The 12286-nt window shown below is 43.5% G+C and carries 7 protein-coding genes; all 7 read right to left on the minus strand.

Going from position 1 to position 12286, the window contains the following annotated elements:
• The 7 genes from DR864_RS30065 to DR864_RS10045 all read right to left on the minus strand — a co-directional run bounded on the left by DR864_RS30065 (position 1) and on the right by DR864_RS10045 (position 12209).
• Entirely contained in the window at positions 1 to 2583 is a 2583-nt protein-coding gene (locus DR864_RS30065; protein ID WP_205319230.1) for an Eco57I restriction-modification methylase domain-containing protein, read from the minus strand.
• Entirely contained in the window at positions 2510 to 4066 is a 1557-nt protein-coding gene (locus tag DR864_RS30070; protein WP_205319232.1) for a DNA methyltransferase family protein, read from the minus strand. The genes DR864_RS30065 and DR864_RS30070 overlap by 74 nt, the downstream gene beginning before the upstream one ends.
• Positions 4067 to 4130: 64 nt before the next feature.
• Positions 4131 to 5135 (minus strand): PDDEXK nuclease domain-containing protein, encoded by a 1005-nt coding sequence (locus DR864_RS10025; protein ID WP_114066832.1) that lies wholly within the window; start codon positions 5133 to 5135, stop codon positions 4131 to 4133.
• Entirely contained in the window at positions 5132 to 8494 is a 3363-nt protein-coding gene (locus tag DR864_RS10030; RefSeq protein ID WP_114066833.1) for a DEAD/DEAH box helicase family protein, read from the minus strand. Before DR864_RS10030 ends, DR864_RS10025 begins: the two co-directional genes overlap by 4 nt.
• A gap of 108 nt (positions 8495 to 8602) precedes the next feature.
• On the minus strand, positions 8603 to 9961 hold the full coding sequence (locus DR864_RS10035; protein WP_114066834.1) for a neutral/alkaline non-lysosomal ceramidase N-terminal domain-containing protein: 1359 nt from the start codon (positions 9959 to 9961) through the stop codon (positions 8603 to 8605).
• Positions 9962 to 10083: 122 nt separating this feature from the next.
• A complete protein-coding gene (locus tag DR864_RS10040) occupies positions 10084 to 10662 on the minus strand; it encodes a LutC/YkgG family protein (RefSeq protein WP_114066835.1) in 579 nt (192 codons plus the stop codon).
• A 182-nt stretch (positions 10663 to 10844) separates the two neighbouring features.
• A complete protein-coding gene (locus tag DR864_RS10045) occupies positions 10845 to 12209 on the minus strand; it encodes a lactate utilization protein B (protein ID WP_114070231.1) in 1365 nt (454 codons plus the stop codon).
• Positions 12210 to 12286 lie beyond the last annotated feature (77 nt).

The following is a 12286-nucleotide window of genomic DNA, read 5'->3' on the forward strand; positions in this document are numbered from 1 at the left end:
CTACTTCCAATGTTCCTGTATGTACTTGGCCGCTTCGCTAAGTCTTAAATCTATCGTGGAAGCAAGGCGGCGGATGTAAAAGGTCTCTTTGCCGTTTTCGTCGGTGATATAGAATGGCTCGGCTGATTTTTCTTTGATTTCAACCATGCAGAGGGTTTTGCCTTCAACACTCGGAAAACTGACATTAAGATAATGATGGACGTGGTTGCCGAAGGTCTTACCCAACAGGTTATCGAAATGCTTTTGAAACTCGTCTAACTTATCGGGTTTTGAGAACGAATCAAAATCAGGTTGAAGCCCCAATATATTTTTATTGTCTTCTACACCGATGAGCAGCGTACCGCCCTCGGAGTTGAGAAAGGCAGCGATGGTTTTCAGTACGCTATGTTCTATGAACTTCTCGGTGCGGAGGGTGCGGAGGTCGATGCGAAGCGTACTTTTAAACTCTACGGTGGGGCTTTCGCCCGCTTGGATGAGTTGTAGGGCGGCAGCATGGTTTTGAGATTCCGCTTTTAGGAGGACATCCAACCGCTCAAACTCCGCCAATACCAATGCCTTTTGCTCGGCAGCCACGAGCGGGAAGGTACTGAGGATGTACTCCAACTCGGCCGCCGTAAGCCCGTAGCAATGCGCCACCATTGCATCCAGTTCAGCCCTCAGTTGGTTGCGTTGCTCGGCAGCCGTAGCGCCGCTTTGCGCCGACCACGTATTGGGCATTACCTCCTCCCACAACTCCGCAAACTCCTCCGTAGTGCAGATGAGACGGGCGGCTCGCTCTACTATCTCCTCATAAAACCTATCTCCCGCCCGTAAACGCGGTACGGGAAGTTGGTAGATGTAGAACATATTACAGTGTGCTGTTACCTTTTGTCGGGTTAAAAAGTCAACAACAAAACTGTTCAAGAACGTAACAATACCTAACAAGTCATTAGGAGACAATTCGTTTTTGGAAATTACAAGTGTATTACCTGTAACGGCTTTTTTGGGAAGTATTGATGCAATTAAAGTTCTAATATCTGTGTTTCGAGCAATATCTCTAAATGCTAATCTATACGTTTGATAACCAACAATTTGGTCTTTATCTTCTTCCCTGCCTAATAGTACTTTCCTGCCTTCTTGTTCATTTATCCAATATCTACCCTGTGAAAATTGACTATCAAATTGATGAATCATTTTACCTTCATATACTGGCAAATAGTCTCCTTTGTTTTCGATTCGGAACAAATGGCTATCGTTTGTCATATGAATCTCATTTCCCAACTTCACATTCCAAATCCTCGCCATTTTATCTCCCAACAACGGAAATTTCAACATTTGCTCGACAATCTGAAACTCCATTTCGTTTTTCATTTCCATGATACTGAGGCTATCGGGGCTTTGGCGTTTGATGAAATCCACCGAAATCATATTAGCTCCGTACTTAGGAAACAATGCCAATTCCTCCACATTGTGACGCATAAAAGCCGCAGGAAAGCTGGTGGTAGTGCCGCCTTTCTCAAAACTCAACACTATGAACTTAAAACTGCGGTGTACGTTTTCGAAAATCTCTTTGCGGTTTTCAAAACAGAATAAGCCCGTTATTTGGGTCTGCTCAAAGAGCAATTGACGGAGTTGTTTAGTGCCCAAGTCGGTATAAATGCCACTTGGGATGACAATACCGCAATAGCCTTGGTCACGCAGGAGATTGTAACTCTGCTCGGTAAAGAGTTTGTAGAGGTTAATATCTGAGCCTGCTTTTTTTCCATTGACGATAGAAATTTGGTTACGAAACTGTGAAGAAGCTCTGAAATAAGCACTTACGTGAGGAAACGAACTTTGGTAGTCGAACCAAGCTGCTCTTGTTTCAGTATTTTCCAAAAGTTTGCTTTGCTCTTTTTCAAAGTCTTTGATATTCATTTTGTTTTTCGTGACCACATCCGAGTATTTCAAGAAAAACTCCTTTGAGTTGGGCTTAAACACTTCCCAAGGCGGATTAGCAATGACGGCATCGAAGCCATTTTTCTTTGTAAATATTTCTGAGAATTCGTAGCCCCAATGAAAAGGCTGGAGGGCTTCGATATCGGCAAGGGTCAGGGGGCGTTTGGTGGGTTTCCCTTCTTTGTTTTTGGCGGTGTCCCAGGTTACTGCTTCGTAGCGGATGCCGAGGGTGTTAAACTCGTCCAAAAGCAGTTGATTCAGCACTTTATAGGCTTCGTCCCGTTGGGTTTGGATGCTTTCTTTGAGGGTTTGTAGGGCGTCGCTGTCGAGGTTTTGGGCGTTGCGGTACGCGCGCAGAGCGGCTTCTTTTTCGTTGATCAGTTGCTGATAGCCTTTGGCTTTGTTTTCTCCAAAGAGGTCAAACTGCACCACTGCGGGGCGAAACAAATCGGCTTGTTGAATTACTTTACCCGAAGCCCCAATATTACTTTGAGTTTTTTGAGTATCAAAACGGCTGCTGTCCACGCGCATCAGTCCCATGAGCGAGTTGCCCGCCATGATGTTGAAGTCAATATTGGGCAGCGGTTCGAGGTCATCTACGTGGTGGGCCGAAGCCACCAAGGCCAAAAACAGCCGAAGTTTGGCTATTTCGGTAGCTTCCTCCATGATGTCCCACGCCGTAGAGGTTGTTGGTAATGATTTGCTTTTTGATGTAATACTCTAAACTCGGGTGGTCGGCTTCAATCTTTTGCAACCAATCGCTGAGGGGTTTATCGTGCAAAAACTTGATACGGCCAATAACCGCGGCATACACATTGATGAGGGTTTTCATGGCCGCCACCAAAAACGCACCTGAGCCGCAGGCGGGGTCGAGCAAGCTGAGTTTAGGCAAAATACCCGTTTTTTCATCAATGAGCTTACGAATAATGGGGGCATCCAGTTTGGTGTAGAGTTCAGCAAGATTTTCGTACACAGGTGCTTGCAGTTTTTTACGCAATTCAGTCGGTAAACCGTCAGCAAGTGCTCCGCCGTTGAGTTGGTCGAGGATGAGTTTGTTGACGGTTTGTTCGCAGAGGTATTCCGTGATTTCGGGGCGGGTGTAGTAGGCCCCAAATTCTTTTTGGTTGATGTATTTCTCAAAAATATAGCCCAGCACATCGGGATTGATTTCGTTGTCGTTTTGCCCGACGGTATCGTTCAGAGACCAACTGTAGGAGTCAAAGAGCCCAAAGAGGTTTTCAAAAGCCTTATTAGGAATTTGGATATGCTTGTATTTCTGTTCGATTTTGTGTTTCAGGAACAAGCCCCCGTTGAGGTACTTGATTTTTCCGATGAGTTTGCGGGTTTCGGCATCACGGTATTCTTCGGGTTTGGCAAAGCCTTCAAAAAAGAGTTTTTGGAGGAAGATGCCATAGAAAGTCTCCTCTCCCCCAATGGAGGCTTTTAGTTTTTGTTGCAGGTAATTGTGATTGCCATTGTCAATAAAGCCTTTTTTCTGTAGGAAGTAGATGAACATCAGGCGGTTGAGAATAACCGATGCGTACCAGTGACGGTCTTCTTCGTGGTCAATGCCTTCAATGAGATTGACGAACTCCACAAATTTGAGTTCATACTCTTTAAAGAACTTTTTAGTAACCCGCTCTACATCAAGGGCTTGCTTGAGTTTTTCGGCCACTCGTGCAATGGAGATATTGCCATCTTCATCAAACTCTGAGAGGTCAGTGACCAGTCCCGTAAGTTTAGGGATAAATCCATCACCAGATTGCCCGCGTAAAAAGAAATGGTCACGGTGGAGTTTTTTAGCCGCTTTGTTGCCTTTTTCCTGTAGTTTGACCCAATGCCATACCGATTGACTGCGGTCTTTATCAATAAAAATGAGCAGGTTTTCGGCTTTGAGGGCATGGATTTTATTGGCGATTTCTACTCGGGTTTTGCTGTTGGGGATTGCCCCGTCGGCCATCGTAATTTCATAGACCGTTGCCCCTGCCAGTTCGGCAATGGGCTTTCGGGTAAAATTAACAGCTTTAAGTACCTCTGCCTGAGTAGCTTTATTACTTGGATTCGACCAGTTGAGTTCTTCGATGAACAGCTCTCCAAAGCGAAATTCTTGGAGCAAGGTGCGGGCATTTTCAATGTTGAGTTTTGCCATTAGGTTTAGGTCTTTTTATGGTAATTGTCGTGCCAGTGGCACGACAATTTGAGATTACAGCACTTTACCCGTTTTCAAGAATTTGCTTGATTTTGTTTTCAAGTTGCTTCTGGTCGGGTAAATAGAGTTGGTATTTTGAAACAAAAATTTTATTTGAAAGCCCTCCTGTTGCGTACTTAACCAAAAACTCGTGTTTATCTGCCGCAATTATAATTCCGATAGGTTCATGGTCGCTTTCCGTATTTTCTTCCTCTTTAAAATAATTGAGGTAAAGGTTCATCTGGCCGATGTCTTGGTGCTTTACTTTATGGGTTTTTAAGTCAATTAAAACAAAGCATTTCAAGATTCGATGATAAAACACCAAATCAACATAAAAGTGTTGGTTGTCTACTGTAATCTTATATTGTCGGGCTACAAACGAAAAACCCTTTCCAAGTTCGAGCAAAAATTTTTGGAGGTTATCAATGAGTTTACTTTCTAAGGCTCTTTCTTTTACTATCTTTTCCTGTGGAAGTCCAAGAAACTCAAACACATAAGGGTCTTTAATAATATCTTTAGGCTCCTTTATGCTTTGCCCTTTTGCCGACAATGCCAATACACTTTCTTTATCCTTACTGAGCGCCAGTCTTTCAAATAGGGCAGCATCTATCTGCCGTTTCATTTCTCTAAAGCTCCAATTTTCTTTTTCGGCTTGTTTTTCATAAAATGTTCTGGCCAAGTCATCTGAAATGGTCAAAAGTTCAGCGTAATGACTCCAACTCAATTTTCCAGACAGTGTCTGGAAAATTGGGTATTTGAGGTAAAATTGCCTGCATAGGTAGATATTACTTTTTCCAAACCCCTTTCCATACGCCAGTTTTAGGTCTTTTGAAAGGTTTGATAGCAACGAGCTACCATAGTCAGCTTTTTCTTTGCCGTTTTGTTCAAATTCAACGATATGTTTGCCAATTTCCCAATTAGCAATCACTAATTCTTGATTGACGGCTTTTATGGCATTTTCACGAGTTCGGTGTAGCGTCAGTCCGATGTCGTCAATCAGTTTTCGATATGTTTGCTTTATGTTAGTCATAGTCGTAGTCCCATCGAACAAATAATTTGTGGGTCTTTTGATTGGGTATCGTCTTCGGAAATGAGACACAGGTTGTTTTCTTCCCTTAGTGAGGTGATCATTGCAACCATATCATCGTCTTTGACGTGGTTTTTAAAGAAACGGTTAATACGTTCTTTGGCAATTTCACGCAGAGGATAACGGTAAATTTCATCAATGGCACGCTCTAAGGCTTCGGTAACGAAGATAGTGCCCCGGTTCTGTTCGTAGTATCGTTTGAGGAAATGATAAATTCGGTAACGAACGCCCGTATGCCTGCCCAACTGCCCGCCAATATTCTTTTCCATTTCCTTGATCACCTCCAACCCCTTCGCGACCAACTCGTGATGGGCGGGTATTTTGGCTAAGGGGGGGGCGTTAGGCTCACAAGCCACGGTTTTCAAAATGGTAAGTTGCGATTGCGTAATAGTGGCGCCTTTATCGTTCAGCCAGGTCAGTATATCATTATCTTCGGGCGTACGGGCATACACAATCACGCCATTTTGTTGGCTTACAATTCCTTCATTCTGTGGATTATTCTTAGTAGCATACACTACTTCGGGCATATCAGGGATTGTTTTGAGGAGTGTTGGGTTTTGGTCGGTGGCATCTTTCCAAATCTGATACGCATACGAGGCTAAATCAACTTCGCTATCGTCTTCTTCGTCCAAAATACCTGATTCCTCATTATAAAGAGTTTCCAATTCCGACCTCATGCGCTGATTGGTAAAAAACTGTTCATCTGAACCAATCACTTCACCACTTTCTTCCAATCGGCTTTGCAGGCGAGTACGGAGGCGAATGATACGTTCAATACCCTCTTCGGGCAAAAACGAATAACAATAAATTTTATCTGATTTCTGTCCTATTCTATCCACTCGTCCAGCCCTTTGAATCAATCGAATGATTGCCCAAGGAAGGTCGTAATTCAGGATAATATGAGCATCTTGTAGGTTTTGTCCTTCCGATAGTACATCCGTTGTTATCAGAACACGTAGCTCGTTTTTTACATTTTTGATTCGGTTACTTTCAGGACTAAATCGGTGAGCATATTCGGTAGGGTTCTCGGTATCACCTGTTACGCAACCGATGTTGACTATACCTTTCTTTTTCAAGCTTTTATGTAAATAAATAGCCGTATCTGCAAATTGCGTAAAAATCAGAATTTTTTCAGTTTTATGTTTTTTAGTACATAACTCGTATAAGCAGTTTAACTGTCGGTCATTTTGAGGTGTCCAGTCTTTCCCTTTTTCCAAAATGCCTAATAGTTGGTTAGAATCGTTGTTCAGCGCATTTTGTAAGTGTTTTGAAAAAAGATGACTGCCAATCCAATCGAAACGATTGTAATATTTACTCTCAAAAAGAGCGTAAACGCTTGCTGCTTTGTTCATGTATTGTTCATGAGTAAGCATCAGGTCTATTTCTTCGTTAGTGGTATCACCAAACAAGGTAATTTCTTCATTATCAATGTCATTTTCCTCCAAATACTCATCAAGCATCGCTACATCCTGTTTACCAATCGGAAAAGGTTTTTGGTTTTCGATGGCATACAGAAAGATATAATTTCGCAGAATATGACGGCTTACCGAGAGCAAGAACGCATAGCCACTGCTTTCGAGACGTTTGAAAAGATTGGTTTTGGCAAAACCCTTTAATCTCGACCCTGCCCTACCTAAGTTGGATTGTACTATAAGTTCTTCGGGAGTAGGGAAAGGAATCGGATTCTGCTCAATGTATTGTTGAGTACCCAACCCATAGCGAGGCAAAAACAGCTTGTCAATCACACTCACTATCTCATCAGAATACAATTGAGCATACTGGTCGTTAGGGTCATTGACATCAAAATCGTATTCTACTTTCTTGGCATATCGGTCAGGAAAATAAGAGCTGCGTCCATCGGCAAAGGTCAAATATTGTCTATTATTGGTCGGGTCATTTTGAGTGTAGCTTTTTTTGATAAAACTGCGGGTCCGTCTTATCAAATAAAGCCGCATCAATTCTCGCCAATCGTCAATAAAATCGCTTTTTTCAAAAGCTGACAGGCTTCCAATAGGAGTTTGATACTTCCCCATAAAGTAACTTCTTCCTCCTATACTATTGATGAAATTTTCGGGAGTTATGCCTAAATCTCTGTCTTCGGGCAAAAATAGTCGTAATTGATTAGATAAATCAATCAAACTTTTATTGTAGGGGGTAGCCGAAAGCAGAATCACTTTTGATTCGTTTCTTTGAATGTATTCTTGAATGACTTTGTAGCGTTTTCCCTCTCTATTTCGCAAGTTATGGCTTTCATCAATCATTACGATTCTGTACCGCCTCATCTTAGGAAGTTCATTCTGAGCTTGTGTGATGGACACTATCTTTGCCCTAAGTTGGTATTTATGGGTATAGTCTTCCCACATTTCAACCAAGTTTTTAGGGCAAATAATGAGTGTTTCCAATAGATGCTCCTCTTCCATCATTTTGGCTAAGGCGGTCCCGGTAATGGTTTTCCCCAGTCCAACCACATCACCAATCATTACGCCTCCCCGTTTGTTTAAATGCCTTGCTGCAATTTGAACCGCTTTTTGCTGAAACTCCAACAGTTCTTTCTGGAAGATTAAAGGCAAAGTGTTCTCTGCTAACCCTGCGCGTGCTTCTCTCGAAAGGTGATAGGCGATTTTTAAATAAATCTGATAAGGGGTATAGTTTTCGGATGCCCAGGAAGTATCAATGATTTCAGCAAGTTCTTTAGAAATATCTACACAAAACTTGTCATTCCATCGTTCCTCAAACCAAGTTACCAATTTTTGATTAGCGTCTTTTTCCTGTACATCTACATTTAACTCTCCCTGATTTGCTAACCCTGCTAAGGTAAGATTACTACTTCCCAGAAAGCTATTTACAGGATTTACTTTATCATATCTATACAACAAATACAGTTTAGCATGAAGTGGGTACCGCAGGAAAAGTTTGACAACTAACTTTTTTGATTTTAGTTGATTTGACAAAACTCTAAGTCCATTTTCGTCTTCTTCCGTTGGAATACCAACCATCAGTTGTTCTTTAAACTCCTTCGCTAAACGCTTTTTTAACAAAATAGCGGATTGAGTATCAATGGCATTTTGCTCACTCTTGTTAAAATAATCACGAACTACAAATTCGGGAGACTTGTGCATCCCTATGAGTAAACGGCATTGATTCTCTTCCTCTCCTTGCCAATCTTCTACATATTTTGCAATTCTTTTCCAGCCTCGTAAATTGAAGTAACCTACACAAAAATCAGCTTTATGTGAAACTTCTAAAACTTCTGAAAGACCAGTTAGTAAATGCTGTTTTATGTTATCGTATATCGTGGGCATTTGTCATTAATTTCGTCAATATTATACAACGGTAGGATAAATCTTTGAAAAAACATTTTATTAAAAATCAGCCTTGGAAAGTTTTAAAAACTTTCCAAGGCTGATAAATCACGACATCTTATCAATCAAGTCCCGCACAATTTCCTGAAAATAAGCACCGTTGTAAGGCCCAAACCAGTTCATGGTTAGGGTTTCGTAGGTATCTCTTCCGTAGTATTTATCGGGTGTAATGTACCCAATATACCCTCCATTGAAGCTCGTAACCATCAACTGCAATCCTTTCTTTTCAGCATAGGCGCTCATTTCGGCCACCAATTCTCCCGAAAAATCACAGGGAAAACCAACCATCAAAACATTACCGATGCGCATCGCCTTGACATAATTGGGATAATCGCCAAAGGCCCAATGAAACACCCAAGGTCTCATGCTCAAACCCGTAGTAACTCTCGGAACCGGCTGGCGAAGAGGCAATGGGAGCGTTACCATTTGAAAAACTGGATTTGGGAAAGGTTGGATTTGAGTAAGTTGCTTCTGAACATCGCTTTCTAAACTGTCGGCTTCGGTCCCCACTTTGACAAAATCAGAATCGGATTCTATCCCAATTTTAGGCCCCATACTCCCCACCGCCCCCGACATAAACAGGGCAAAATTGGCCTCTCCTTTTTCCAACGAATCTACCAACACCCCTGGGTAATCGCGCGATAGCACAATGTTGTCGGAACTCATAATCGTTGAATGGGCCGCGTAGGTGCACAGCAAGGCTTTTTGGCCATCGTTTCTTACAAACTGCATGGTACGCACAAACGGGTCAATAGTCCCTTCATCAAACGCCCGATTTCTAACACGAGCGGTATCAGCCAATTGATTGTACGCCACTGTTGCAGGTTGGAGGTCTTTTTGCGCTGATTGCACTGCTTTTACAATCGCATCGGCAATCCACGTCACGTTTGCTTCGTTAAATTCTCCCCCAAACAACTTTCCGACAATTCCTTCACTCCAACCACCCATGCTGTTGTGCGAGTGCGTTGCGCCAAAATAAACCTGCTCAAACGGAATTCCTGTTGCTTTGAGTTTCTCTTTGAGTTGTTCGGTAACGGCGGGCGGAATAATCAATAAATCAGCGGCAACGATTGCGGCTTTGGTATCGCCATTTTCGATGACCACGGCCCGAACATAAATAGAATCATGCACGGAGGTATACAAAGCCCCCCGCCTTACGCCATATCCGGCGGTCGGCGTGGGTGATTTGGGCGTAAAATTCACTTTTGCCCAACCGACTTTCAGTTGATTAACGCCCAACGACTGCTTTCTAACTGGCAGCTCCTTCATTTGGGTCTTCCATTGTTGATAATAGGGCATTTCTTGGTAGGGCGTATCGTCGATGGTAGTCAACATACACACCAATACAACCGCAATCAGCGCGACCAGACCGCCGAGAATTTTGAGAAGGATTTTGAGAAAACGCATTTTAAGAAGGAGCAAAAGTTTGATTTATGAGGCACAAACTAAGATAGAAATAACGACTGTACATAAAAAGGCGCAAAGAAATATAATCTCTTTGCGCCCCAGTACTTTTTATAGGATTTTGTTTACTCCATCAAAAACGCCAACATAGACTTCGGGCCATGCGCTCCCAAGACCAAAGATTGTTCAATATCTGCGGTTTTGGAAGGGCCCGCAATGAAGGCCCCAAACCCATAACGCTCTCCTCCGATACGGATGTAAGCATCATGCATCTTGGGTACGAGTTCTGATTTTTGAATCACTAAGGCGAGCGTCTCGGCAATAAAAGGCGTTACACGTTGCCCCATTTCGGTCTCCGTGACCCAAATAGAGCCATTTTCGGCCACGCCAAATTGGCCTTTCAAAATGGCCAATCCCACATCTTCCAAAGAATGTGGGTCTGATTTTATCCAACTTTCTTGCGCTACATCTGCCAATGGGTCAATGTTGGTCACAATGCGACGCCCACCGAAATGCGTTTGGATATACGCCCTGATTTCTTCCCAATCTTTGACATAAACTACCTCGCCGCCAATTGCGGTCAGAACGGCCTTAAACTGTTCTACCAAATTCGCGTAAGGATTGCCAAAATTTTGAATTTCGGGCAACGGCGTCAAATCTGGTTTGTTTTTGGCTACAGCAGCCAGTATTTTTTCACGACTCATTTTAATATATTTTTGTCATGCTGGAAGCATCTAAATGCAACTGAAGCAGTCGATAAATTTAGGTCAATGTTTGGCTCTTTCTAACTCGCTGGGCAAACGCAAGGCTTGTTTGGGCAAACGCAAGGCTTGCTTGGGCAAACGCAAGGCTTGCTTGGGCAAACGCAAGGCTTGCCCCTACTTCCTCACTTCTCACCCCTGTTTTTCTTGTACCATTCGCCAAACGATTCCTTGGGTGGCTCAGGCATTTCGCGTTGCTTGAACCAAGGATTGAATGAATTATTCACCACAAATGGGGCATTAGCCATGGCAAATCGGCCGATTTTTCCCGACAAATGATACACAGTTGGATTGGATAACACTGCCGACATCACTTTCATGCTCAACGTTTTAGCAGTGGGAGAATGTCCGCTTTTCGTCAACTCCTGACGCCATTCATACAACTGCTCATGGATGTTAATTTTAACGGGACATACATTCGAACAACTGCCGCAAAGGGTACTGGCAAAGGGCAAATCTGCATTTTTGGTCATGTCTAAATTGGGCGCTAAAATCGCCCCAATGGGTCCCGCCACTGCGTTGTGATAGCTGTGCCCGCCACTGCGACGATACACGGGGCAGGTATTCATACACGCCCCACAACGAATACATTTGAGCGAATTGCGGAACTGCTCGCGTCCCAATTGCACCGTACGGCCGTTGTCTACCAACACAATGTGCATTTGCTGACCCTCACGCGGTTTACCAAAATGACTCGAATAAGTAGTAATCGGCTGCCCAGTAGCCGAGCGCGTCAGTAGACGCAGAAAAACGCCCAAATGCTCGCGTTTGGGAATGATTTTTTCGATGCCCATGCACGCAATGTGTACATCTGCGAGGTGCGCCCCCATGTCGGCATTACCTTCATTGGTACAGACCACAAACTCGCCCGTTTCGGCTACGGCAAAGTTCACGCCCGTAATGGCTACTCGACGCGTCAAAAACTTTTCGCGGAGGTTTGCGCGTGCCGCGTGTGTCAATAAAACAGGGTCTGCACAGCCTTCGGGCGTTCCTAAATGTTTATGAAATAAAACGCCAATTTCTTCTTTTTTCCAGTGAATACAGGGCAACACGATGTGGCTCGGTGGCTCGTCGGCCAACTGAACAATACGCTCGCCCAAGTCAGTATCAATCACTTCCACTCCGTTTTCGGTCAGGTACGGATTGAGGTGACACTCTTCCGTGAGCATCGACTTGCTCTTCACTATTTCCGTTACGCCTTGGCTTTTCAGAATCGAAAGTATAATTTGGTTATGCTCGTGGGCATCGGCCGCCCAATGCACAGTAATGCCGTTTTTCTGCGCATTTTTCTCAAATTCAATCAAATAATTGTCTAAGTTAGACAATACATTATGCTTGATTTGAGAGGCGGTCTCGCGCAGTTGTTCCCATTCGGGGATGGCAAAAGCCGCGCGGTCGCGTTTTTGGCGCACCCACCAAAGCGTCTCGTCGTGCCAAGTAGTACGGTCAAAATCCTTATTAAACTTTTCGGCGGCGTCAGCGTGGTTCATTTTTTTCAAGTATTAAGGGTTGCTCACAACCCGATACGACAATCTCGTGGCAGATTTGAGAATCTATTACCACACTA

Origin of the sequence: Runella rosea (assembly GCF_003325355.1) — a bacterium.
In the GTDB taxonomy this organism is placed as follows: Bacteria; Bacteroidota; Bacteroidia; order Cytophagales; family Spirosomataceae; genus Runella; species Runella rosea.